This window comes from Mycolicibacterium elephantis DSM 44368, from assembly GCF_004014805.1.
Lineage (GTDB): Bacteria > Actinomycetota > Actinomycetes > Mycobacteriales > Mycobacteriaceae > Mycobacterium > Mycobacterium elephantis.
Map to the genome: position 1 here is coordinate 172,384 of NZ_ATDN01000001.1, position 23,649 is coordinate 196,032.

Genomic DNA, 23,649 nt, shown 5'->3' on the forward strand with positions numbered 1-23,649 from the left:
TCAATCACTCACGCCCACGTCAGGCGCTGCGTTCGCCCAGTTCTCCCGTCAGCTGCGCGTAGACGCTTCGCAGCGTCGCGGTGTCCAGGCCCGCGAGGGAGCTGGCGTGTCGACGCCCTGGCCCGCCCGGCACCTCGACGTCGTTGGGCACCACCAACACCGGGCAGCCCGCGCTCTCGGCCGCCGCGGCGCCGGTCACGGAATCCTCGACGGCAAGGCATTCCACCGGCGCCACCCCGAGCAGCGCGGCCGCGCGCCGATAGGCGTCGGGCGCCGGCTTGCCACGCCGCACTTCGTCGCCGCAGACGGTCACCGAAAAGTAATGCCTGCCAATGCTCTTCAATGCGCGCTCGGTCAGCATGCGCTGCGTATTGGTGACCAGTGCCATCGGGATTTCTTCGGCGGCAAGGGCTTCCAGCAATTCACGCGCGCCGTTGCACCACTGCAGCCCGTCCTCGAACAGGTCGGCGGTGTAGGCGTGCAGCCAGCGGTCGGACTCGGCCATCGCGGCCGGGTCGGGCTCGAGCGCCAGATTGGCGTACACGGCGCGGATGGTGTCCTCCGCCGAACTGCCCACCAGCGACGCCCTGACCTCCGCGGTCAACTCGCCACCGAGTTCGGTGTAGAGCGCGGCCAGCGAGACGTCCCAGAGTTTCTCGGAGTCGACGAGGGTGCCATCCATGTCGAACAGCACGGCCTGCATGTGCGACCCCTCCCCTCCAACGTGAGCTTATGCTCGATTTTCCGGTGACTTTTCGTGCACGAGTTCACGTTCGCGGGCAAAGCGCCGGCGTCGCCACCTCAGTCCTCCGGGTTGTAGCTGAGGTTGGAGCTCAGCCAGCGCTCGGCCTCCTTCAGCGTCCAACCCTTGCGCTTGGCGTAGTCGGCGACCTGGTCCTGGGCCACCCGGCCGACCACGAAGTACTGCGACTGCGGGTGCGAGAAGTACCAGCCGCTGACGGCCGCGCCGGGCCACATCGCCATCGACTCGGTCAGCTCGATGCCGGTGCGGCTGTGGACGTCCAACAGCCGCCACAGCGTGGCCTTCTCGGTGTGTTCCGGGCAGGCCGGATAGCCGGGGGCAGGCCGGATTCCGACGTACTTCTCGGCGATCAGCGCGTCGTTGTCCAGCTGTTCCTCGCGCTGATATCCCCAGAATTCGGTGCGAACCCGTTGATGCATCCGCTCGGCGAACGCCTCCGCCAACCGGTCGGCCAGCGACTCCAGCAGGATGGCGCTGTAATCGTCGAGGGCCGCCTTGAACTCCATGATCTTGTCCTGGCTGCCGAGCCCCGCGGTGACCGCGAACGCGCCGATGTAATCCCGCAGGCCCGTTTCTTTGGGGGCGATGAAGTCGCCCAGCGACCGATTCGGAATACCCTGACGATGCTCACCTTGCTGGCGCAGGTTGTGCAGCGTCGCCAGCACCTCGGTGCGGGTGTCGTCGGTGTAGACCTCGATGTCTTCAATGCCGGAGCCGACCGCGTTGGCCGGGAAGAACCCGATCACCCCGTTGGCTGTCAGCCACTTCTCCTTGATCAGGGTGTCGAGCATCGTCTGGGCGTCGTCGTACAGCTTGCGGGCGGTTTCGCCGGTGGCCGGGTTGTTGAGGATGTCGGGGAAGCGGCCCTTCATCTCCCAGGCGTTGAAGAACGGCTGCCAGTCGATGTACTCGCGCAGCTCGGCCAGGTCGTAGTCATGGAAATCCCATATCCCGGTGCCCTGCGCGGGCACCGGCGGCGTGTAGCCGTCCCAGTCGATCGGGGTGCGGTTCGCCCTGGCCTTCTGCAGCGTCAGCATCGGCCGCTCGTTCTTCTGGGCGTGCCGCTCACGCAGGGCGGCGTAGTCCTTCTCGGTCTCCTCAAGCAGCGCCGCGCGCTGCTTGTCGTCCAGCAGCGCGGCCGCGACCGGCACCGAGCGGGACGCGTCCTTGACCCACACCACCGGACCGCTGCGCCGCGGCGCCACCTTCACCGCCGTGTGCGCGCGCGACGTGGTCGCGCCGCCGATCAGCAGCGGGATCTGCAGTCCTTCGCGTTCCATCTCGACGGCGAAGTTGACCATCTCGTCCAGTGACGGGGTGATCAGGCCCGACAGACCGACGATGTCGGCGTTGTGCTCCTCGACCGCGGCCAGGATCTTCTGGGCGGGCACCATCACCCCGAGATCGATCACGGTGTAGTTGTTGCACTGCAGCACGACGCCGACGATGTTCTTGCCGATGTCGTGGACGTCGCCCTTGACGGTCGCCATCACGATGGTGCCGTTGGTGTGCTCCGCGTCGCCGGGCTGCTTCTCGGCCTCGATGAACGGAAGTAGGTAGGCCACAGCCTTTTTCATCACCCGGGCCGACTTGACCACCTGGGGCAGGAACATCTTGCCGGAGCCGAACAGGTCACCGACGACGTTCATGCCGTCCATCAGCGGGCCCTCGATCACCTCGATCGGGCGCCCGCCGGCGGCGGCGATCTCGGCGCGCAGCTCCTCGGTGTCGTCGTCGACGTGGGCGTCGATGCCCTTGACCAGCGCGTGGGTGATCCGCTCCCGGACCGGCAGGCTGCGCCACTCGGCGGCGGACGAATCGTCGGATTTCTCGGTGCTGTTGAACCGTTCGGCGATCTCGAGGAGCCGTTCGGCGGCATCGGGGCGACGGTTCAGCACGACGTCCTCGATGCGGTCCCGCAGCTCGGGGTCGATCGAGTCATACGGCACCAGCGCACCGGCGTTGACGATGCCCATGTCCAGGCCGGCGTTGATCGCGTGGTACAGGAACACCGCGTGGATCGCCTCGCGGACCGGGTTGTTGCCCCGGAACGAGAACGACACGTTCGAGATCCCGCCGGACAGGTGCACGCCGGGCAGGTTCTCCTTGATCCAGGCGCAGGCCTCGATGAAGTCGATGCCGTAGGTCGCGTGTTCCTCGATGCCGGTTGCCAGCGCGAAGCAGTTCGGGTCGAAGATGATGTCCTCGGCCGGGAAGCCGACCTGCTCGGTCAGGATCCGGTAGGCGCGCCCGCAGATCTCCTTACGGCGCTCCAGGTTGTCGGCCTGCCCCTGCTCGTCGAAGGCCATCACGACGACGGCGGCCCCGTACTTGCGGCACAGCCGGGCATCGTGGACGAACTTCTCCTCGCCCTCCTTCAGCGAGATCGAGTTCACGATCGGCTTGCCCTGGACGTTCTTCAGGCCCGCCTCGATGACCTCCCACTTGGAGGAGTCGATCATCACCGGGACGCGGCTGATGTCCGGTTCGGAGGCGATCAGCCTGGTGAACCGGTCCATCGCGGCGACGCCGTCGATCATGCCCTCGTCCATGTTGATGTCGATGACCTGCGCACCGGCCTCGACCTGCTGCAGGGCCACCGACAGCGCGGTGTCGTAGTCCTCGGCTTTGATCAGGTTGCGAAACCGGGCCGAGCCGGTGATGTTGGTGCGCTCACCGATGTTGACGAACAGCGAGTTGTCATCGATGTTGAGCGGTTCGAGGCCCGACAGACGGGTGGCCACCGGGATCTCGGGGACCTGACGCGGCGGCTTGCCCTCGACGACCTCGGCGATCTCGGCGATGTGCGCCGGGGTGGTTCCGCAGCACCCGCCGACCAGGTTGACGAAACCGGCCTCGGCGAAGTCGGCGACGTAACCGGCCTGACGCTCGGGGGTCTCGTCGTATTCGGCGAACGCGTTGGGCAGCCCGGCGTTCGGGTAGCAGGACACGAAAGTGTCTGCGATGCGCGCTATCTCGGCGATGTAGGGCCGCATCTCCGGCGCGCCCAGGGCGCAGTTGAGGCCGACCGCGAGTGGCTGGGCGTGGCGGATCGAGTTCCAGAACGCTTCGGTGACCTGACCGGACAGCGTCCGCCCGGACGCATCGGTGATGGTGCCCGAGATGATCACCGGCCAGCGGCGGCCGCGCTCCTCGAACAGCGTCTCGATGGCGAACACCGCGGCCTTGGCGTTCAGCGTGTCGAAGATCGTCTCGACGAGGAGGATGTCGGCGCCGCCGTCGACCAGGCCTTTCGCCGCTTCGAGGTAGGCGTCGACCAGCTGGTCGTAAGTGACGTTACGGGCCCCGGGGTCGTTGACGTCCGGTGAGATCGACGCGGTCCGCGTCGTCGGCCCCAGCGCCCCGGCGACGTAACGCGGCGCGTCCGCGGTGCTGCATTCGTCGCAGGCCGCCCGGGCCAGCGCCGCGCCGGCGTAGTTCAGCTCGTAGGCCAGATCCGCCATGCCGTAGTCGGACAGCGAGACCGCGTTCGCGTTGAACGTGTTGGTCTCGATGATGTCGGCGCCGGCCTCGAGGTACTCGCGGTGAATCCCCGCGATGATCTGCGGCTGAGTCAGGTTGAGCAGGTCGTTGTTGCCCTGCAGATCACTCGGCCAGTCCTCGAACCGCTCGCCGCGGTAGCCGGCCTCGTCCGGCCGGTCGCGCTGGATCGCCGTGCCCATCGCACCGTCGATCACCATGATGCGCTGCCGCAGCGTGGACGTCAGAGCGTCGGTGCTGTCTGGGCGGATGTTGGGCTCAAATGTCACGTGCGCTCCTTCCGTAACGGAAGGCGTCCTTGACTTCGCCGAGCGTGGCGGACACTGAGCGGGGACCCTGTCCCCCAGGTATCCGTTGCAACGCCTCTCGACGTGAAGAGTCTACGTCGTCTCCCGATCGCCGTCTGGACGCCCCGCCGTGCCGTTGAGCGACAGCACGCACATCTCGACGGCAACATGTTGGGCAACTCCTGACCACCCTTGGTCAACCGGATTACCGCCGAACGTATTTCGTCCCGATGACGTCTGGCCCGGGGGTTGTCGAGAACCTCGTTGCAGCCGCGACCGCTAGCTGGGCGCCGTGCGCGCAACGCTTCACATCAGCCACATCGACAGGGTAGTCCGGCTAGGCAAGCAGGCTTGTGAGGTGATGGTCCTCCCCACCCGCTGATAGGCCTTACGCTGGCGGTGTGACCTCGTCGCAAACGGACGGCCACGGAGAGTCTGGCCTGCCCGAACTCAACGACACGATCGTCGTGGCGGCATTCGAAGGCTGGAACGACGCCGGTGATGCCGCCAGCGACGCCCTGGAGCACCTCGAGGCGGTCTGGGAGGCCGAACCGATCCTGGAGATCGACGACGAGGCCTACTACGACTACCAGGTCAATCGCCCGGTGATCCGGCAGGTAGACGGCGTCACGCGGGAGTTGGTGTGGCCCTCGATGCGCATCTCGCACTGCCGGCCGCCGGGTTCGGACAGCGACATCGTGCTGATGAACGGGGTCGAGCCCAACATGCGCTGGCGCACGTTCTGTGCGGAGTTGCTGGCGATCGCCGACAAGCTGCACGTGCAGACCGTGGTGATCCTGGGCGCGCTGCTGGCCGACACGCCCCATACCCGGCCGGTGCCGGTGTCCGGGGCGGCCTACTCGCCCGACTCGGCGCAGACGTTCGGGCTGGAGGAAACCCGTTACGAGGGCCCGACGGGGATCGCGGGGGTGTTCCAGGACGCCTGCGTGCAGGCGGGCATCCCGGCGGTGACGTTCTGGGCCGCGGTACCGCACTACGTGTCGCAGCCGCCGTGCCCCAAGGCGACCGTGGCCCTGCTGCGCCGCGTCGAGGATGTGCTCGACATCGAGGTGCCGCTGGGCGATCTGCCCGCGCAGGCCGAGGAGTGGGAGCAGCTGGTCTCCGAGATGACGGCCGACGACGACGAGATCGCCGAGTACGTGCAGTCCCTCGAGCAGCGCGGCGACGCCGAGGTCGACCTGCACGAGGTGCTGGGCAAGATCGACGGCGACGCGCTGGCCGCCGAGTTCGAGCGCTACCTGCGCCGCCGCGGCCCGGGGTTTCGCGGCTAGTCAGGTCTTGACCACCTGCGGCGGCTTCCAGGTGCCGTTCAGCGCGTCGGGTTTGGGCCAGTACAGCCGCATGATCATCTGGAACGGGCTCTTCGGGGCCGGAAGCCAGTTGGCCTCCTTGTCCGGTCCTGGTGACTCGTTCTGCACATAGATGGTGTATCCGCCGTCGGGGTCGGGGACCAGACTGGGCACCATCGACGAGTTGATCAAGTAGCGCTGGATCGGATTCTGCACCAGCAGGCTCTGCGGCATCTCATACATCGTCACCGACCAGAAGGCGTTGACCGGCGGCAGCTGGCCGGCGGGAAGCTTCACGACGTAGTTGATGGCGCCGGTCAGCGGCGCCCCCGTGGAGTCGACGGCCAGAGCCGGGTACAGCGCCTCGGCCGCGGTGTTGCCGAAGATGCCGAACACCGCGCCCGCCATCCGGTAGAGATAGTTGCCGTCGAGATCCTTTGCGGTGCCGAAGAAGTCCGCCGAGGTGACCTCGCCGGTCTCGATCTTGTCCTTGGTCAGCTTGTCCAGTTCGGCCCAGGCGTCGGCCATTCCGCCCTCGACGGCCGCGCGCATCTCAGGTGAGAGCTTGTCGGCGTCGAAGTCGCCGTCAGGCCCGATCCCGATGGACGCGAACCGCTCTCGCATCTGCTTTTCGTCGGGCAGCACCGGCATGGTCCGCAGCGTGAAACCGAGAACCTCGAAGAATTGCGGCGACGTTCGCTCCTGCTCCGGGCTGAGCGGGGGCATGAAGTCGATCGGAGGGGCCGCGGGCGGCGCCGGCTGGTTCAGGAACACCGACAGCGGCGTCGCCTGATAGCCCTCCTGAATCTTCTTGACGTTCTCCAGGTCCGACGGCCCGAACAACTGGGTGCGGTAGATGACCGAGCCGAGCTCGGTGTCGAACCGGATGACCTCGTCGATACCTTCGGGCTTCTCACCGTCCCAGTTCGGCCCGGCCAGCAGGTATCTGCCGCCGCCGTTGCCGGTGGTGCGGCTGCCGACGTAGGCGACGTTATAGGTGTAGCCGTCGATGAACTGCAACGAGTAGTAGCGGTCCTGTTCGATCGGCGGGACGGTCAGCACCAACGGTTCGGTGCGCAGGTCCACGCCCAGCATCGAGTACGGGGTGTCCGCGTTCGGCGTCTGTACCGCCTTGTCCTCGGGGGTGAAAAGCCTTGCCTCACTGTGCACTTCGTTGAAGCCGCCGCGGTACTCGGGATCGTGCTTGTCGACGAAGTACGAGTACTGGATCCGGTAGCTGTCGACCAGCGGGAAGCCGTAGATGTAGGCCTCTTTGGCGATCGCCCGCGCCTCTTGCAGGCTCACCGGCTCGGTGCTCGGCGGTGGCTGCGACGTCGTCGTGGCCTCCTCCGATCCGGTGGTAGTGCAGGCCGCGAGAAGCGCTGCGGCGAAGGCTGATACCGCGATCCGGCGGATCACCGCTTTTTCAGCGCTTCGGTGCGCGCGCTCATCGACCGGCCCAGCGCGGCCACCTCGGCGTCCATCCGCGGCAGCAGTTCGGGAACCGACTTGGCCGTGGTCTTCTCGACCAGCGGCGTCGCCAGCAGCGGCTTGAGCCAGCGCATCAACCCGACCCAGCGCGGACAGTTGATCTGGCGTTTGCGCTCCTCGATGCCCTTGACGAAGATCTCACCGCACTCCTGCAGCGAGGTAGTCTTGCCCAACGGCCCGGGCAGCCCGCGCAGCATGTCGCGGAAGGCCGCCGAATCGGCCTTGCCCTCGCGCACCAGCGGGGTGTCGATCCACAGCATGTGCGCCGAGCCGACGTCGACGCCGCGATGTGCGACCTCCATACGCAGCGCGTTGGCGAAATGCTCGACGGCGGCCTTCGACGCGTCGTAGGGCGCCATGCCCGCCGAGGCCGCGTAGGCCGCCGCCGACGACACGATCAGCACGTATCCGCGCCTGTCGATGACCGACGGGAGCGCGGCGCGCACCGTGTTGAAGACCCCGACCACGTTGATGTCGATCAGCGTCTTGAACGCCTCCGGGTCGACGCCCAGCACCGACCCCGCGGTCGCGATGCCCGCGTTGGCGATCACGATGTCGATGCCGCCGAACCGCTGGACGCCCTCGTCCACGGCGGACTGCATCGCGGCCAGGTCGCGTACGTCGGCGACGGCCGTCAACACCCGGTCACCACCGAGTTGCGCGGACACCTTCTGCAGTTGTTCTTTGTCCAGATCGGTCAGCACCAGGCTGGCGCCCCTGGCGTGCAGGCGCTGCGCCACCTCGGCCCCGATGCCGTTGGCGGCACCGGTGATCAACACGACTTTGCCGTTCACAGAGCTCATGGAGCCAAGTTACCTGGCTACAGCGCGACTCCCAGCAGCGCGTCCACCGCGGTCGCCACGGCGCGTGGCGCCTCGGTGTCATGTCCGCCGTACTCGAGGGCGTCGGTGGTCCAGCCGTCGAGCGCGGCGAGCGCCTTCGGGGTGTCCAGGTCGTCGGCGAGGTAGCGCCGGACCCGCGCGACCACGTCGGTGGCGTCGGGCCCCGCGGGCAGCGCGGTCGCCGTGCGCCAGCGATGCAGCCGGTCGTTGGCGTCGGCGAGCACGTTGTCGCTCCAGTACCTGTCGGAACGGTAGTGCCCAGCGAACAGACCCAGCCGGATCGCGGAAGGATCCACGCCTTCGGCGCGCAGCCGCGACACCAGCACCAGGTTGCCGCGGCTCTTGCTCATCTTGTGCCCGTTCCAGCCGATCATCCCCGCGTGCACGTAGTGCCGGGCGAAGCGGCGCTCCCCCGTGACGGCTTCGGCGTGGGCCGCCGAGAACTCGTGGTGCGGGAAGATCAGGTCGCTGCCGCCGCCTTGAATGTCGAGTCCGGTGCCGATGCGGCTCAGCGCGATCGCGGTGCACTCGACGTGCCAGCCGGGCCGCCCCGGTCCGAACGGCGAGGGCCAACTGGGTTCGCCCGGCCGCGCCGCGCGCCACATCAACGCGTCGAGTGCGTCGTGCTTGCCGGGCCGGTCGGGGTCGCCGCCGCGCTCGCCAAACAGGGCCAGCATGGTGTCGCGGTCGTAGCCGGACTCGTAGCCGAACTGCTGGGTGGCGTCGGCGCGGAAGTAGATGTCGGGATAGGCGGGATCGTCGACGACGTAGGCCGCGCCGGAGGCCAGCATCTTCTCGACGAGCTCGATGACCTCGGCGATGGCGTCGGTGGCCGCCACGTAGTCGTGCGGGGGCAGCACCCGCAGCGCCGCCATGTCGTCGCGGAACAGTCGGGTTTCCCGCTCGGCGAGGTCGCGCCAGTCGACGCCGTCGCGCTCGGCGCGCTCGAACAGCGGGTCGTCGACGTCGGTGACGTTCTGCACGTAGTGCACGCGGTGGCCGCCGTCCAGCCACACCCGGTGCACCAGATCGAACGCGAGGTAGGTGGCCGCGTGGCCCAGGTGGGTGGCGTCATACGGGGTGATCCCGCACACGTACATGGTGGCCGTTTCACCGGCGCCGACCGGGCGGATCTGCCGGTCGGCGCTGTCGTAGAGCCGCAGTTGCGGGCCCCGCCCCGGAAGCGCCGGGACGACGGGCGCCGGCCACGATTTCATGAGCTCGACTCTAGGCATCGGTGTGTCCGACAACGCAGGGGGCCGATTCATTCCCGTCCGCTCCGAAACCGGCTGCCGTAGGCCGACCAGATGCCCTCGAGCAGCACATCGCGCAGTTCCGGGCGACACATCAGCAGATCGGGCAGGTAGGGGTCGGGCCGGTTGTAGACCAGCTCGGAGCCGTCGATGCGCGACGCGTGCAGCCCGGCCGCCTGCACCACCCCGGCCGGGGCGGCCGAGTCCCACTCCCACTGGCCGCCGGCGTGCAGATAGGCGTCGACGTCACCGCGGACCACCGCCATCGCCTTGGCGCCCGCGGATCCGATGCGCACCAGTTCGATGTCCATCAGCTCGCGCAGCCACCACAGCACCGCCGGCGGCCGGGTGGCGCTGGCGGTGATCAGGATGGGGCCGTCGTCGCGGCGCGGCGGCGGCGGGGTGACCGTGTCGCTGCGATAGACCTCCCCGCGCGCCGGCAGCGCGACGGCCGCATCGGTGATGGCGCCGTTCGGGCCGCCGTCGCGGCGCCACAACGCGATGTGCACGGCCCAGTCGGTGCGGCCCGGGGTGGAGAACTCGCGGGTGCCGTCGACGGGGTCGACGATCCAGACCCGGTCGGCGTCCACCCGCGACAGGTCGTCGACGGCCTCCTCGGACAGCACCGCGTCGTTCGGCCGGGCCCGGCGCAGCCGGTCCAGAATCACGACGTTGGCTCGCCGGTCGCCGACGTCGCCGAGGCCGTAGGGGTCGTAGAAGCCGACCTCCTCACGGATGCTCAGCAGCGTCTCGCCGGCCGCGGCGGCCACCTCGGCCGCCAGCGCCGCATCCGTCAAGCTCACCGGCTCAGTAGATCACGAGACCGGCGGCCATCGAACCCGTGCACCTCGCCTAGAACGCCGGCCACGGGATCGGGCGGTGCCGCTCGGGCGTCGGCATCACCGGATTGGCCAGCAGCTCAACGGCTCTGGCTTCCAGCGCGACGATCTCCCGGCGGGTGATGTGCTCAGAGAGCTGTTCCCGCAACCCGTTTCGCAGCGCTTCGCGCAGCCGGGTGACCGACTCGAGTATCTGATCGTCGACGGGTTTACCGGCCCACCCCCACAGCACCGTGCGCAGCTTGTCCTCGGCGTGCAGGGTCACTCCGTGGTCCACGCCGTACACGTGCCCGTCGACACCGCACAGGATGTGACCGCCTTTGCGGTCGGCGTTGTTGACCAGCACGTCGAAGACGGCCATCCGCCACAACCGGATGTCGTCGGCGTGCACCAGAGTCACCTCGTCGCCGGCGTAGTTGTAGGCCTGCAACACCGGTAGGTATCCAGGCGGAATACGCCCTGCGGGCAGCAGATCGATGAGATCGGGGCCGGACGCCGGTTCATCGTCGGGGTCGTCGCCGGGCTGATCCACCCACAACTGCAACATGCCCCGACCGGCCGGTCCATCGCGAATGATGGTGTAGGGCACGATGTTCCAGCCGAGTGCCGCCGAGATCAGGTACGCGCCCCGTTCCCGGCCCGCCAGCGTGCCGTCCGGGAAATCCCACAGCGGCGCCTCGCCTTTGATCGGCTTGTACACGCAATGCGCTTGGCGCTCACCGAGATGCGCCTCGCACAGGAACGTGGCGTTGCTCGCCGAGCGGATGCGGCCGATGACCGTCAACTCGCCGCGCCGCAGCACCTCTTCGGCGTCAGGTTTCGACGTCATCGTCGGACTCTGCGAAGGCGCCGCGCCGGTAGCCGTTGGTGCGCACGCAGAGGTGGCCTTCCGGATCCAGCGGTTCGTCGCACAGCGGACACGGCGGTCGGCCGGCCGAGATGACCCGGTTGGAGCGCGCCGCGAACTGGCGCGCCGACTCCGGCGTCAGGAACACGCGCACGGCGTCGGGCCCGTCTTCGGCGTCGTCGAGCACCACCGAGGCGTCGAACTCGGTTTCGGAGACCGCGAGAAGTTCGACGACGACGGTCTGGGCCTCGGAGTCCCAGCCCAACCCCATGGTCCCGACCCGGAACTCGGCGTCCACCGGCGTGATCAGCGGGCTGAGGTCGTCCACCTCGTCGGTGTCCGGCGGGATCGGGGTGCCGAAGCGACGGTTGATTTCGACCAGCAGCGCGGAGATCCGCTCCGCGAGCACCGCCACCTGCTGCTTCTCCAACACCACCGACACCACCCGCTTGTCGTGGACGGCCTGCAGGTAAAAGGTCCGGTTGCCCGGCTGCCCAACAGTTCCGGCCACGAATCGGTCGGGTGTGCGGAATACGTGAATTGCGCGGGCCATGGCATCTCCCAAAATACCGGCAACGGTTCGCCGGCCGTAATCGCTACGAGCCGGTGGATCCCCCGACGACGGCGTCGTCCGGCGGCACTTCGTCGTCGTTCTCTCCTTCGGCCTTGGGCGGTTTGGCGAGCAGTGCGGAAGTCAACTGGGCGCCAGTGTGGTTGACGTGGATAACGAAGGGCCGCACCGCGGTGTAACGGATCACGCTCATCGACGCCGGGTCGGCGGTGATGCGCTGAAAACTGTCCAGGTGGGTGCCGAGCGCGTCGGCGACGACGGCCTTGATCACGTCGCCGTGCGTGCAGGCCACCCACAGCGCGTCGCCGTCGTGCAGCTCGGCCAGCCGGCGGTCGTGTTCACGCACCGCGGCCACCGCGCGTGCCTGCACGGCGGCCAGCCCTTCGCCGTCGGGGAACACCGCCGCGCTGGGCTGCTGCTGCACGACGCTCCACAGCGGTTCCTTGACCAGCTCACCGATCTTGCGGCCGGTCCATGCGCCGTAATCGACCTCGCTGATCCGCTCTTCGACGATCGGCTGCAGGCCCAGCGCCGCGGCCAGCGGTTCGACGGTCCGTTCGCAGCGCAGGAGCGGTGAGCGCACGATCGCCCGGATCGGCAGTTCACCGATGCGGGCCACCAGCGCCCGGGCCTGTTCGCGGCCACGGTCGTCCAGGTCGACCCCCTCGGAGCGGCCGGCCAGGGTGTGGGCGGTGTTCGAGCTGGACCGCCCGTGCCGCAGCAGGATGACGGTCATGTCGCGGCCATCACCCCCGTTCCGAGCAGGATCAGCACCACCGTGCCGAGCGCGATCCGGTAGCCGACGAACCAGTACATGCTGTGGCGGACCAGGAACCGCAGGAACCACGCCACCGCGGCGAAGCCGACGACGAACGCGATCAGCGTCGCGACCAGTAGCTGGGGCCCGCTGGCGCTCATCCCCGTGCCGACGGGCTTGAACGCATCGGGCAGCGAGAACAGGCCCGAGGCGAACACGGCCGGGATCGCGAGCAGGAAGCCGAAGCGCGCCGCCAGCTCACGGTTCTGTCCGAGAAACAGTCCGGCGCTGATCGTGGCCCCGGAACGCGAGACGCCGGGCAGCAGCGCCAGACACTGCGCCAGCCCGACGATGATGCCGTCCTTCCAGGTGAGCTGTTCGATCCGACGGGTTTGGCGGCCGAAGTACTCGGCGGCGGCGATCACGACGGAGAAGACGATCAGCGCGGTCGCGATCGCCCACAGATTGCGTGCCCCGGTACGGATTTCGTCCTTGAACAACAGGCCGAACACCCCGATCGGGATCGTGCCGATGATGACGTACCACCCCAGCCAGTAGTCGGGGGTGCGCTGCTCAGCTGCGAACAACCCGGTGAACCATGCCTTGACGATGCGGCCGATGTCCCTGGCGAAGTAGAGCAGGACGGCGAACTCGGTGCCCAGCTGGGTGACCGCGGTGAACGATGCGCCGGCGTCGTCGGTGAAGAACAGCCGGGAGGCGATCGCCAGGTGACCCGATGACGACACCGGCAGGAATTCGGTCAGGCCCTGCAATATCGCGAGAACGACCACCTGCAGCCACGACATCGCCGCCACGTCCGTCACGACGACGACCGTACCGTGGGGTCAGATCAGCGCCCGTTCCGCGACACCGGTTGTGCGGCGGCCACCGCATCGCGCACGGCGGCCGACAGGCTGCGCTTGTCGGTGAGGTCGATGTCGGTCAGCTTGTGGCTGCCCACGGCCACGACGTCCTCTTCCTGCGGCACCAGCGCGGTCAGCCGCGGGCGGTACACCTCCACGACCAATTGGTGCCGTTCGACGCGGAAGGAAAACGTACGTCCGTCGCCGACTTGGCCAAATCCGCTGGCGTGCACACCAGTGGAGATGTCCTCGATAGCAAACTTTCGATGGTCCAATTCATGGTCCGCCGCGAGGGTCATGACCGCACCATACCGCTAATGAATCCAAACCGTGTGCACCCCCCGCCGACTGCTCTGCGATTTGCGATGACGCGTCTGCATAGACTGAACTTTCGAATCGGGATTCCCTTCACACGAACCGAGAGCTACCCCTTGCCGCTTTCCGTAAAACTGCCAGCGCAGGCCTTTCGCATCTGTGCGTTCGTGGTGGCTATCTTTTCGTTTTCGGGATGTTCGGCGAACCCGGTGGACGCGCCGCCGCCGACGATTCCCCCGGCGCAGGCCGCCGACGCGCCGCCGGTCACCGCCGAACCCGCCGGGGTCGTGCATCCGCTGCGCGGCCGTGCAGTTACCGCGAACTTCGATGCGGCCACCGACGCGCTGGCGGTGCTGAGCCCGGGACCGGCCGAGACGTCGGTGCTGTCGGTGATGGCGCCGACGGGCGCCACCCGCGAGGTGCCGCTGCCCGGTGCGGCGACCGCGATGACCGGCGACGGCGAGGGCCGGGTGTATCTGGCCACCCGCGGTGGCTACCTCGTGGTCGACCTCGCGACGGGCGAGAGCACCCCGGTCGGCGTGGAAGGACAGCAGGACACCGACTTCACCGCGATCACCCGCGGCGACGACGGCAGGATCGTGCTCGGCAGCGCCGACGGCGCGGTGTACACCCTCGGGCCGGATGCCACCGTCGCCGCCGAGGTCAAGATGTTCGCCCGGGTCGATGCGCTTGTCACCCAGGGCGACACGGTCGTCGTCCTCGATCGCGGACAGACCTCGGTGACCACGTTGTCCGACGACGGAACCGGGGCCGGGCAGGCGCTGCGGGCCGGTGACGGCGCGACGACGATCGCGGCCGACCCCGCCGGCCGCGTCCTGGTCGCCGACACCCGCGGCGGTGAGCTGCTGGTGTTCGGCACCGATCCGCTGATGTTGCGGCAGCGCTATCCGGTGCCCGACGCGCCGTACGGGCTGGCCGGCTCCGCCACCCTGGCGTGGGTGTCGCAGACCGCGAGCAACACCGTCGTTGGCTACGATCTGGCCACCGGCATCCCCGTCGAGAAGGCGCGATATCGAACCGTGCATCAACCGAACTCCCTGGCCTATGACGAACGGTCTGGCACCCTGTATGTGGTGTCGGGCTCTGGAGCGGGTGTGCAGGTGATCTCCAACGCGGGGGTGTCTGGGTGAGCGCCATGCATCGCGGCAGGATGCCCCCCGGCTGGGACAAGGATCTGTCCGACGACTACGAATGGATCCCGCTGCGGCTGCCGCCGGATGTGACGCGCATCAGCGCGTCGACCCGGCTGTCGATCGAGGCCGAGTACCGCGGGTGGGAGCTGACGCGGGTCAGGCTCTACACCGACGGCTCCCGGCGGGTGCTGCTGCGCCGCAAGAAGACGCCGGCCGACCGGGCGGGCATTGCGGAGCAGCCCGCGCTGTGAGGCGCTGATGTACGGCGCGTTGCGGCGGTCGCTGTTTCTGGTCGCGCCCGAGCGCATCCACACCTGGGTGTTCACGGTGCTGCGTGCGCTCACCGCCCCGCGGGCGACGCGGCGGGCGCTGATGCGCTGGCTGGCGCCGCGCGATCCGGTGCTGGCCAGCACGGTGTTCGGGGTGCGGTTCGCGGGCCCGCTCGGGCTGGCGGCGGGGTTCGACAAGAACGGCAGCGGCCTGCACGTCTGGGGGGCGTTGGGGTTCGGCTACGCCGAGGTCGGCACGGTCACCGCGCAGGCCCAGCCCGGCAACCCGGCGCCGCGGTTGTTCCGGCTGCCCGACGACCGCGCCCTGCTCAACCGGATGGGGTTCAACAACCACGGCGCCGGTGAGCTGGCGCTTCGACTGGCCCGGCACGTGCCCGACGTGCCGATCGGGGTGAACATCGGCAAGACCAAGACCACCCCGCCCGAGCGCGCCGTCGAGGACTACGCCGAAAGCGCGCGGCTGCTCGGGCCGCTGGCGGCGTACCTGGTGGTCAACGTCAGCTCACCGAACACCCCGGGGTTGCGGGACCTGCAGGCGGTGCAGTCGCTGCGGCCCATCCTGGAGGCGGTGTTGGCGCAGACGTCGACGCCGGTGCTGGTGAAGATCGCGCCCGATCTGTCCAATCAGGACGTCGACGAAATCGCTGACCTGGCAGTCGAATTGGGGCTGGCCGGCATCGTCGCCACCAACACCACGGTGTCGCGCGAAGGGTTGCTCACCCCCGGCGTCGACGAACTCGGACCCGGCGGCATCTCGGGGCCGCCGGTGGCGGCGCGATCGCTGCAGATCCTGCGCAGGCTCTACCGGCGGGTGGGTGACCGCCTGGTGCTGATCAGCGTCGGCGGCATCGAGACCGCCGACGACGCGTGGGAGCGCATCACCTCGGGCGCGTCGCTGCTGCAGGGCTATACCGGGTTCGTGTACGGCGGCGGGCTGTGGGCCAAGCACATTCACGACGGCATCGCACGCCGCCTGCACGACGGCGGTTTCACCGCCCTAACCGACGCGATCGGCTCGGCCCTCCCCCGCGAGCCCCACCCCGGCGAGCTGGGCCGCCACTCCGACGAGCAGACGTGAAATCCCCTACATTCGGGCGATTTCGGGGGTTTTCACGTCTGCTCGCGGGAAGGTGCGGGAAGGTGACGCGCTACTTCTGCTCGTAGGTGCCGTGGATGACCGCGCGGGCGATCGCGTTCATGAACAGGTTGAAACCCAGGTACGCCGGGCTGGCGTCGCCGTCGAGTTCGAGCTTCTCGACCTTGACCGCGTGCACGGCGATGAAGTAGCGGTGCACGCCGTGTCCGGCGGGCGGGGCGGCGCCGATGTAGCGCTTCATGCCGGCGTCGTTGGCCAGCGTCAGCGCGCCGCCGGGCAGGTCGCTGCCGTCACCGGCGCCGGCGGGCAGCTCGGTGACGGTGGCGGGCAGGTTGGCCACCGCCCAGTGCCAGAACCCCGAGACTGTCGGGGCGTCGGGGTCGTAGACGGTGACCGCGAAGCTGCGGGTTTCCTCGGGGAACCCCGACCAGCTCAGCTGCGGTGAGATGTCGGATCCGCCGGCCCCCATGATTCCGCTGACCTGGTCGTTGGCCAGCGGTTGGCCGTCGGTGACCGAGTCCGACGTCAGCGTGAACGACGGCAGCTTGGGCAGGAAATCGTATGGGTTGTACGGAAAAGCCACGGTGGAACCCTTTCTTTGATTGTGATCAACAGTGCAGCAGGAAATGCTCGAGAACTCTGGTGCCGAACTTCAACGCGTCAACGGGTACCCGCTCGTCGACGCCGTGGAACAGCGACGCGAAATCCAGGTCCGGCGGCAGCTTCAGCGGCGCGAACCCGAAACACCGAATTCCCAACCGCGCGAAGTGTTTTGCGTCAGTACCGCCGGACAGCATGTAGGGCACGGTGCGGGCGTCGGGGTCGGCGGACAGGATCGCGGCGTTCATCGCGTCCAGCAGTTCGCCGTCGAAGGTGGTCTCATACGACGGCAGGTTGGTGATCCACTCCCGGGTGACGTCGGGGCCGATGAGCTCGTCGACCTCGCGTTCGAAGGCGGCCTGCCGCCCCGGCAGCACGCGGCAGTCCACCACGGCTTCGGCGGCGCCGGGAATGACGTTGGCCTTGTAGCCAGCCTTGAGCATGGTGGGGTTGGCGGTGTCGCGCAGCGTGGCGCCGACGATCTTGGCGATCGGGCCGAGCTTGGCGATCGCGCCCTCGATGTCGGGTGAGTCGAAGTCGAAGGTGTAGCCGGACTCCTCGGCGACGGCGGCCAGGAACTGCTCAACGGAGTCGGTCAGCACGATCGGGAACTGGTGGCGACCCAGTTTGGCGACGGCGTCGGCGACGGCGGTGACGGCGTTGTCGTCGTTGATCATCGAGCCGTGGCCGGCGCGGCCGTGCGCGGTCAGCCGCATCCACATCATCGCCTTCTCGGCGGTCTCGATCAGGTACAGCGTGCGCTCGCCGCCGTCGCGGCGCGGAATGGTCAGCGAGAAGCCGCCGACCTCGCCGATCGCCTCGGTCACGCCCTCGAAGAGGTCTGGCCGGTTGTCGACGAGCCACTTGCAGCCATAGTTGCCGCCCGCCTCCTCGTCGGACACGAACCCGAACACGATGTCGCGGGGCGGCACGATGCCGGCACGTTTGAAGTGGCGGGCAACGGCGATCATCATCCCGCACATATCCTTCATGTCGACCGCGCCGCGGCCCCACACGTAGCCGTTCTCGACCGCGCCGGAGAAGGGGTGCACGCTCCACTCCGAGGGATCGGCGGGCACCACGTCGAGGTGGCCATGCATCATCAGGGCCCCGCGACCGCGGTCGGCGCCCTCGAGCCGGGTGAACACGTTGCCCCGCCCCGGCGCGCCTGCCTCGATGTATTCGGTCTGGTAGCCGACCTCCTGCAGCTGCTCGGCCACCCAGTGGGCGCACTCGGCCTCGCCCTTGGTGGTTTCCGGCTCACCGGTGTTGGTGGTGTCGAACCGGATGAGGGTGCTGACGATGTCGACCACTTCGGCTTCGGCGTGCGACGGCGAGGACACGCCACCATTCGTACCATTGAGGTGATTGGTTCGGTTTGGGTCCGGCATCGGTGATCCGATAGCCTTAGCTGCCAGAACTGGTCCGAGTGGCGGAATGGCAGACGCGCTAGCTTGAGGTGCTAGTGCCCTATTAACGGGCGTGGGGGTTCAAGTCCCCCCTCGGACACCACCGGCGACACGACTCAGGTCGCCCAGCTCTGCGTACATCCGCGCACGTTTCGAGCCGGATCTTCTCGTTGTTCACCGCCTGATCGTCACGGAATGGCGTTGTCGATGAGGACGGCGGCGATGGCGGCGGCCGTCGGGAACGATTCGGTGTTGAGCACCCGCGTGCGGGTTGAGGCGCCGTCGAGGAGCAACGCCAGTTGCTCGCCGAGCTCCTCGGGGTTGGTTGCGCCGGCATCGCGGGCGGTTTCGGCGAACCGCGCGGCGACCGTGAGCTTGTACTCGCGTGCGTATTCGGATGCCGGGTGATGCGGGTCGTGGACTTCCACGGCCGCCGCGATGTAGGGACACAGGGGCGTGACGTCCTGGGTGCCAGACATGGGCACCTCGAAAGCTGCGAGGAGCTTCTCGCGCGGGGTGAGGTCGGTGCGATCGAACACGTCGCCCATGACGTTCGGATCGAACCGTCGCAGGTATTCGGCGACCAGTTCGTCCTTGCCCGCGAAGTGTTGGTAGGCCGTGCGCTTCGACACCTGGGCCTCCGCGCACAGCTGATCCATGCCGGTGCGGTTGATGCCCTGTTCGCGGAACAGGCGTTGTGACGCACGCAGGATTCGCTCGCGTGCGCCCCTGCCCCGGCGCAGGCGTTGGGGGCCCTTCTCCAGCTCCGTCATGCGTCCAGTATAGAACTGTTGGTAACGATCGGTGTACATAGCTTGCGCACACACCGACCGTCCGCTAGATTACGCACACTGATCGGTTTACATAGTGGTTCCGGACAGTTCTGGACGCAACATCTATTCAACGGAGTGATCATGGGAAAGCTCGATGGCAAGGTAGCGGTAATCACCGGCGCCTCAACGGGATTGGCGCTGGCCGGCGCGAAGTTGTTCGTCTCCGAAGGGGCTCATGTCTTCATCACGGGCCGCAGGCAGGAAGCGCTGGATCAGGCGGTCGAGTCGATCGGCCGCAATGTCACCGCCGTGCGGGGCGATGCGGCCGACCTCGACGACCTCGACCGGTTATATGACACGGTCAGGCGGGAAAAGGGCGCGATCGACGTGCTGTGGGCCAGCGCCGGGGACGCCGAGTACGGAAAACTCGGCGAGATCACCGAGGAACAGTTCGACGCCACCTTCTGGCTGAACGCGCGCGGCATGTTGTTCACCGTGCAGAAGGCATTGCCGCTGTTCAACGACGGTGGCTCGATTTTCATGACCGGTTCGAACGCCTCGATCAAGGGTTATCCCGGCTGGAGCGTTTACGCCGGGAGCAAGGCCGTGCAGCAGGCCTGGGCCCGCGTATGGCTGGCCGAGTTGAAGGACAGGCGGATCCGGGTGAATGTATTGAGCCCCGGCCAGGTCGCGACCGCCAAGCAGGAAGAACTGTTCGACGAAGAGACGAAGCGGCAATTCGAATCCCTGATCCCGCGCGGTGAAATGGGCCAGCCTGACGAAATCGCCTCAGTCGCAATGTTCCTCGCCTCCGACGACTCGAGCTATGTGAACGGGATGGAGCTGGTTGCCGACGGCGGCACCGCGGCGATCTGAAGACGACAACCGCCAGCCGCCCTCGACCTGCAGGCTCGTCTTGCTCAACCCGTCCGGGACGTGACCTGGACCTCAGTACACGTCACGCACGTAGCGTTTGGCGACCACCAGCTCACGTTTGTAGTCGTGGGCCTGCTGGTGGGACATCCGCCCGTGGCGCTCGATGATCGTGGTCAACGCGGCGTCGACGTCCTTGGCCATCCGGGCGGCGTCACCGCAGACGTACAGATGCGCCCCGTCGTCCATCCACCGCCACACGTCGGCGCCGTAGTCGAGCATCTTGTGCTGGACATACACCGGTTTGGCCTGGTCGCGGGAGAACGCCAGGTCGAGCCGGTTGAGCAGGCCGTCACGGGCCATGTCCTCGAAATCGTCTCGGTAGTAGAAGTTCTCGCGGCGGTGCCGCTCGCCGAAGAACAGCCAGTTAGCCCCGGTGTGCCCGCGGGCGCGCCGCTCCTGCAGGAACCCGCGGAACGGCGCCACCCCGGTACCCGGGCCGATCATGATCATCGGCGTCGTGCCGTCCTCCGGGGGCCGAAAGTGCGGCGAGCGCTGCAGGAACACCGGCGCAGACGTCGCCCGGTCGGCCAGAAACGTCGAGCAGACCCCGCCGCGCGGGCCGCCGTCGGCGCCGCGGTAGCGCACCACCGACACCGTCAGCTGCACCACGTGCGGGCTCACCAGCGGGCTCGACGAGATCGAGTAGCTGCGCGGGGTCAGCCGCACCAGCACCCGCTGCCATTCGACCGGGTCCGCGTGCACGACGAACTGCTGCACCAGATCCAGCCCGTTTCGGCCCACCAGCCACTTGTCACGCTTGTGCCCCGACGCGCGCAGCGGTTTGGCGTCGCGGCTGTGGTCGGCGATGAACCGGATCAGGTCCGGGGTGACCCGGCAGATGTCGTAATGTGCGGTCAACGCCTCGCGCAGCGTCATCTCGGACCCGTCCACCTCGACGACCTGCCCGCCGCGTAGTCCGGTGGCGGTCAGCCATGCCTCCACCACGGCGGGATCGTTCTCGGCGAACACCCCCAGCGAGTCGCCGGTGGCGTAGCTGACGTCATGCGCCGAGACGTCAAACCCGAACTGACGCACTTCTTTTCGCGACGCCGGCGCGGTCAGCAGGGTGTTGCGAACCATGGGGACGACGATGGGATGCGCGCGGGTGAACGGTTCGGCGACCACGGTCGACGGTGCCGGCGAGCCGCCCAGCAGCGACGCGGCAGAGTCGGTCCACCGCCGAATCAGTTCGTCGTCATGGGCTTCACACTCGGCGCGCTCGATCATGGGTATCGCCCCCAGCGCGGCGAACCTCGTGTCGATCGATCTGGCGTGCCCGCAGAAGTTCGAGTAGGAGCGGTCCCCGATTCCCAGCACCGCATACCGGATGCCGTCCAGCGCCGGGGCGTCCGGTGCGTCCAGGCGTTCCCAGAAACCGGCGCCGTTGTCGGGTGCCTCGCCGTCGCCGAACGTGCTGGTGACGACGAGCACGTCGCGCCCGGCCGCGAGGTCGGTCAGCCGCGCGTCGTTCATGTTGACCAGATGCGCGCCGCCGAGCCGGTCGGCCAACCGGGCGGCGACGCCCTCGGCGGTGCCGGTCTGCGACGCCCACAACACCAACGGGCCGTCCGCGGCGTGCGAGCGCGGCGGTGCTGCAACGGGTTTGGGGGCGGGCGGCGGGGCCACCGGGCGGAGGTCGACCGCGCACACCTTGAACTCCGGCTGCAGTGACTCGGGGTCGACGGCGTCGCTCGTCAGCGCGTTGACGGTGAGCAGCTCACCGTGTTCGTCGTTCCAGTGAAACGGCGCGAAGCAGTTGCCCGCCCGCACCCGGTCGGTGAGCACCGCCGGGAGCACTGCGCACCCGCGGCGTGAAATCAGCTCGACGGGTTGACCTTCGGCGATGCCACGCTCGGCTGCGTCGGCGGGGTGGATCTCGACGAACGGCCGGCCGTCCAGCTTGTTGAGCGCGGCGACCTTGCCGGTCTTGGTCATGGTGTGCCACTGGTGCTGCACCCGTCCGGTGTTCAGCACGAAAGGGTAGGCGTCGTCGGCGGATTCGGCCGGGTCGACGTGCGGGCGGGCCAGGAATCGTGCGCGTCCGGACGGTGTCGGGAACCGCAGTGTTCCGCGCTGGACGTAGCGGATCGGGTTTCGGGCGTCGCCGTCGGGCGGGCAGGGCCACTGCAGCGGGGTGTGCCGCAGCCGCGCATAGCTGACGCCGCGCAGGTCGTACCCGGTGTCGAGGTTGGTGAAGCCGCGGATCTCGTCGAAGATCTGCTCGCTGGAGTCGTAGCGGAAGTGTTCGGCGAAGCCCAGATGTGCGGCGACGTCGCAGATCAGCTGCCAGTCAGGGCGGGCCTGCCCCGGCGGCGTGATCGAGCGCTGCAGCAGGGTCATGGTGCGCTCCGAGTTGACCATCACCCCGTCGGATTCGGCCCACAGCGCGGCGGGCAGCACGATGTCGGCGTAACGGTTGGTCGCGGTGCTGCGGTAGGTGTCCTGGGTGACGACGAGCTCGGCGCGCTGCAGCGCGGCGATGACAGTATCCCGGTTCGCCACGGAGGCAACGGGATTGGTGCAGATGATCCAGCAGGCCTTGATCTCGCCGTCGGCGGTCCGGCGGAACATGTCGATGGTGCCGGTGCCGACGTCGGACCTCAGCGTGTCGGGCGGCAGGCCCCACCGGTGCTCGACGAAGGCGCGGTCCGCCGCCGACGTCACCGCGCGCTGACCGGGCAACCCCGGTCCCATGTAGCCCATTTCGCGACCGCCCATGGCGTTGGGCTGGCCGGTCAGCGACATCGGGCCGCTTCCGGTCCGACAGATCGCCCCGGTCGCCAGATGCAGGTTGCAGATCGCGTTGGTGTTCGCGGTGCCGTGCGTACTCTGGTTGAGCCCCATGGTCCAGCAGCTCATCCACTCCCCCGCGTCGGCGATCATGCGGGCGGCGGTGCGGATGTCGGACTCGGCCAGTCCGGTGATCTCGGCGACGACGGCGGGCGGATAGTCGGCGAGGAAGGCAGGCATGTCCTGCCAGCCCTCGGTGTGCTCGGCGATGAATTGTTCGTCGATGTCGCCGTTTTCGACAAGTAGGTGCAGCAGCCCGTTGAGCAGCGCGAGGTCGGTTCCCGGTTTGATCTGTAAGAACAGGTCCGCGCGTTCCGCGGTGGCGGTGCGGCGCGGGTCGACGACGATCAGCTTGGCGCCGGTCTTGATCCGGTCGACCATCCGCAGATACAGGATCGGGTGGCAGTCGGCCATGTTGGACCCGATGACGAAAAACAGGTCGGTGCAGTCGAAGTCGGCGTACGACCCGGGCGGTCCGTCGGCGCCGAGGGACTGTTTGAAGCCGGTACCTGCGCTGGCCATGCAGAGCCGCGAGTTCGACTCGATGTTGACGGTGCGCAGAAAGCCTTTCGCGAGTTTGTTCGCCAGATACTGGGCCTCGATGGACATTTGGCCCGACACGTACAACGCCACCGCGTCCGGGCCGTGCTCGTCGACGATGGCGCGCAACCGTCGCCCGGCCTCGGCGACCGCCTCGTCGACGGCCGCGGGCGCGAGTTCATCGTCGCGGTGACGGCGCATCAGGGCGCAGGTCAGCCGGTCGTCGTCGGCGCGCATCATCTCCGCATGCGTGGCGCCTTTGGTGCACAGCCGACCGGTGTTGGTGGGATGCAGTCTGTCGCCGGCGATTCGGGTGATGACGGGCCGGCCGCCGTCGCCGTCGGCGCGGGTGTGCACTTCGACGCCGCAGCCGACACCGCAGTAGGAGCACGCGCTCCGAGTCACCGTGTCCGTCATGGGTG

General features: G+C 68.1%; 20 protein-coding genes and 1 tRNA gene. 6 read left to right on the forward strand and 15 right to left on the reverse strand.

Going from position 1 to position 23,649, the window contains the following annotated elements:
- Nucleotides 1–19: 19 nt before the first annotated feature.
- Nucleotides 20–703, reverse strand: coding sequence for an HAD family hydrolase (locus tag MELE44368_RS00780; RefSeq protein ID WP_128106718.1), 684 nt, complete (start codon nt 701–703; stop codon nt 20–22).
- 98 nt (nt 704–801) lie between these two features.
- Nucleotides 802–4,533, reverse strand: coding sequence for a methionine synthase (metH, locus tag MELE44368_RS00785; RefSeq protein ID WP_128106719.1), 3,732 nt, complete (start codon nt 4,531–4,533; stop codon nt 802–804).
- Between the two features lie 419 nt (nt 4,534–4,952).
- On the opposite strand from metH, the gene MELE44368_RS00790 reads away from it, so the two are divergent.
- Entirely contained in the window at nt 4,953–5,843 is an 891-nt protein-coding gene (locus MELE44368_RS00790) for a PAC2 family protein (RefSeq protein WP_128106720.1), read from the forward strand.
- Here MELE44368_RS00790 and MELE44368_RS00795 read toward each other — a convergent pair whose 3' ends face one another.
- From MELE44368_RS00795 to MELE44368_RS00835, 9 genes are read right to left on the reverse strand one after another with little or no spacing between them, the layout of a single operon-like run.
- A complete protein-coding gene (locus MELE44368_RS00795; protein WP_128106721.1) occupies nt 5,844–7,280 on the reverse strand; it encodes a DUF1254 domain-containing protein in 1,437 nt (478 codons plus the stop codon).
- A complete protein-coding gene (locus MELE44368_RS00800; RefSeq protein WP_128106722.1) occupies nt 7,277–8,155 on the reverse strand; it encodes an SDR family oxidoreductase in 879 nt (292 codons plus the stop codon). The genes MELE44368_RS00795 and MELE44368_RS00800 overlap by 4 nt, the downstream gene beginning before the upstream one ends.
- A gap of 17 nt (nt 8,156–8,172) precedes the next feature.
- Nucleotides 8,173–9,411 (reverse strand): cysteine--1-D-myo-inosityl 2-amino-2-deoxy-alpha-D-glucopyranoside ligase, encoded by a 1,239-nt coding sequence (gene mshC, locus MELE44368_RS00805; protein WP_128106723.1) that lies wholly within the window; start codon nt 9,409–9,411, stop codon nt 8,173–8,175.
- Between the two features lie 47 nt (nt 9,412–9,458).
- Nucleotides 9,459–10,250 (reverse strand): 3'(2'),5'-bisphosphate nucleotidase CysQ, encoded by a 792-nt coding sequence (locus MELE44368_RS00810; RefSeq protein WP_128106724.1) that lies wholly within the window; start codon nt 10,248–10,250, stop codon nt 9,459–9,461.
- Between the two features lie 49 nt (nt 10,251–10,299).
- Nucleotides 10,300–11,115 carry an Rv2133c family protein gene (locus MELE44368_RS00815; protein ID WP_128106725.1) on the reverse strand — a complete coding sequence of 272 codons (816 nt, stop codon included), beginning with the start codon at nt 11,113–11,115 and terminating at the stop codon, nt 10,300–10,302.
- A complete protein-coding gene (locus tag MELE44368_RS00820) occupies nt 11,099–11,686 on the reverse strand; it encodes an Rv2134c family protein (protein WP_128106726.1) in 588 nt (195 codons plus the stop codon). Before MELE44368_RS00820 ends, MELE44368_RS00815 begins: the two co-directional genes overlap by 17 nt.
- A gap of 43 nt (nt 11,687–11,729) precedes the next feature.
- A complete protein-coding gene (locus tag MELE44368_RS00825) occupies nt 11,730–12,440 on the reverse strand; it encodes a histidine phosphatase family protein (RefSeq protein ID WP_128106727.1) in 711 nt (236 codons plus the stop codon).
- Entirely contained in the window at nt 12,437–13,267 is an 831-nt protein-coding gene (locus tag MELE44368_RS00830) for an undecaprenyl-diphosphate phosphatase (RefSeq protein WP_128106997.1), read from the reverse strand. Before MELE44368_RS00830 ends, MELE44368_RS00825 begins: the two co-directional genes overlap by 4 nt.
- A 44-nt stretch (nt 13,268–13,311) precedes the next feature.
- Entirely contained in the window at nt 13,312–13,623 is a 312-nt protein-coding gene (locus MELE44368_RS00835; protein ID WP_128106728.1) for a hypothetical protein, read from the reverse strand.
- A 132-nt stretch (nt 13,624–13,755) separates the two neighbouring features.
- Between MELE44368_RS00835 and MELE44368_RS00840 the strand changes: the two genes are divergently transcribed.
- Genes MELE44368_RS00840 through MELE44368_RS00850 form a run of 3 tightly spaced genes read left to right on the forward strand, consistent with a single transcriptional unit; the run spans nt 13,756 to nt 16,161 of the window.
- The gene (locus tag MELE44368_RS00840; protein ID WP_409366085.1) at nt 13,756–14,790 is read left to right on the forward strand and encodes an NHL repeat-containing protein; all 1,035 of its coding nucleotides are present in this window, start codon (nt 13,756–13,758) and stop codon (nt 14,788–14,790) included.
- Nucleotides 14,787–15,044: a DUF5703 family protein gene (locus MELE44368_RS00845; RefSeq protein WP_046752189.1), complete on the forward strand. Its 258-nt coding sequence runs from the start codon at nt 14,787–14,789 to the stop codon at nt 15,042–15,044. The genes MELE44368_RS00840 and MELE44368_RS00845 overlap by 4 nt, the downstream gene beginning before the upstream one ends.
- A 7-nt stretch (nt 15,045–15,051) precedes the next feature.
- On the forward strand, nt 15,052–16,161 hold the full coding sequence (locus MELE44368_RS00850; protein ID WP_128106998.1) for a quinone-dependent dihydroorotate dehydrogenase: 1,110 nt from the start codon (nt 15,052–15,054) through the stop codon (nt 16,159–16,161).
- A gap of 70 nt (nt 16,162–16,231) precedes the next feature.
- On the opposite strand, the gene MELE44368_RS00855 is transcribed toward MELE44368_RS00850, so the two are convergent.
- Both MELE44368_RS00855 and MELE44368_RS00860 read right to left on the reverse strand, forming a co-directional pair.
- Nucleotides 16,232–16,762, reverse strand: a complete 531-nt coding sequence (locus tag MELE44368_RS00855; protein ID WP_128106730.1) for a YbhB/YbcL family Raf kinase inhibitor-like protein — start codon at nt 16,760–16,762, stop codon at nt 16,232–16,234.
- Between the two features lie 25 nt (nt 16,763–16,787).
- The gene (locus MELE44368_RS00860; RefSeq protein WP_128106731.1) at nt 16,788–18,170 is read right to left on the reverse strand and encodes a M20/M25/M40 family metallo-hydrolase; all 1,383 of its coding nucleotides are present in this window, start codon (nt 18,168–18,170) and stop codon (nt 16,788–16,790) included.
- A 32-nt stretch (nt 18,171–18,202) separates the two neighbouring features.
- Between MELE44368_RS00860 and MELE44368_RS00865 the strand changes: the two genes are divergently transcribed.
- A tRNA-Leu gene (locus MELE44368_RS00865) sits at nt 18,203–18,291 on the forward strand.
- 85 nt (nt 18,292–18,376) lie between these two features.
- Here MELE44368_RS00865 and MELE44368_RS00870 read toward each other — a convergent pair.
- Entirely contained in the window at nt 18,377–18,961 is a 585-nt protein-coding gene (locus MELE44368_RS00870; RefSeq protein WP_128106732.1) for a TetR/AcrR family transcriptional regulator, read from the reverse strand.
- Between the two features lie 141 nt (nt 18,962–19,102).
- On the opposite strand from MELE44368_RS00870, the gene MELE44368_RS00875 reads away from it, so the two are divergent.
- The gene (locus tag MELE44368_RS00875) at nt 19,103–19,837 is read left to right on the forward strand and encodes an SDR family NAD(P)-dependent oxidoreductase (protein WP_128106733.1); all 735 of its coding nucleotides are present in this window, start codon (nt 19,103–19,105) and stop codon (nt 19,835–19,837) included.
- A 72-nt stretch (nt 19,838–19,909) separates the two neighbouring features.
- Here the strand turns inward: MELE44368_RS00875 and MELE44368_RS00880 are convergent, their stop codons facing one another.
- A complete protein-coding gene (locus MELE44368_RS00880; RefSeq protein ID WP_128106734.1) occupies nt 19,910–23,644 on the reverse strand; it encodes a bifunctional nitrate reductase/sulfite reductase flavoprotein subunit alpha in 3,735 nt (1,244 codons plus the stop codon).
- Nucleotides 23,645–23,649: the final 5 nt, after the last annotated feature.

Bases quoted from the DNA above. Each gene is read 5' to 3' on its own strand.
- MELE44368_RS00830 (WP_128106997.1), bottom strand. From the start codon at position 13,267: ATGTCGTGGCTGCAGGTGGTCGTTCTCGCGATATTGCAGGGCCTGACC.
- MELE44368_RS00860 (WP_128106731.1), bottom strand. From the start codon at position 18,170: ATGCCGGACCCAAACCGAACCAATCACCTCAATGGTACGAATGGTGGC.
- MELE44368_RS00800 (WP_128106722.1), bottom strand. From the start codon at position 8,155: ATGAGCTCTGTGAACGGCAAAGTCGTGTTGATCACCGGTGCCGCCAAC.
- MELE44368_RS00850 (WP_128106998.1), top strand. From the start codon at position 15,052: ATGTACGGCGCGTTGCGGCGGTCGCTGTTTCTGGTCGCGCCCGAGCGC.
- MELE44368_RS00780 (WP_128106718.1), bottom strand. From the start codon at position 703: ATGCAGGCCGTGCTGTTCGACATGGATGGCACCCTCGTCGACTCCGAG.
- MELE44368_RS00820 (WP_128106726.1), bottom strand. From the start codon at position 11,686: ATGGCCCGCGCAATTCACGTATTCCGCACACCCGACCGATTCGTGGCC.
- MELE44368_RS00880 (WP_128106734.1), bottom strand. From the start codon at position 23,644: ATGACGGACACGGTGACTCGGAGCGCGTGCTCCTACTGCGGTGTCGGC.
- MELE44368_RS00875 (WP_128106733.1), top strand. From the start codon at position 19,103: ATGGGAAAGCTCGATGGCAAGGTAGCGGTAATCACCGGCGCCTCAACG.
- mshC (WP_128106723.1), bottom strand. From the start codon at position 9,411: ATGAAATCGTGGCCGGCGCCCGTCGTCCCGGCGCTTCCGGGGCGGGGC.
- MELE44368_RS00825 (WP_128106727.1), bottom strand. From the start codon at position 12,440: ATGACCGTCATCCTGCTGCGGCACGGGCGGTCCAGCTCGAACACCGCC.
- MELE44368_RS00870 (WP_128106732.1), bottom strand. From the start codon at position 18,961: ATGACGGAGCTGGAGAAGGGCCCCCAACGCCTGCGCCGGGGCAGGGGC.
- MELE44368_RS00835 (WP_128106728.1), bottom strand. From the start codon at position 13,623: ATGACCCTCGCGGCGGACCATGAATTGGACCATCGAAAGTTTGCTATC.
- MELE44368_RS00815 (WP_128106725.1), bottom strand. From the start codon at position 11,115: ATGACGTCGAAACCTGACGCCGAAGAGGTGCTGCGGCGCGGCGAGTTG.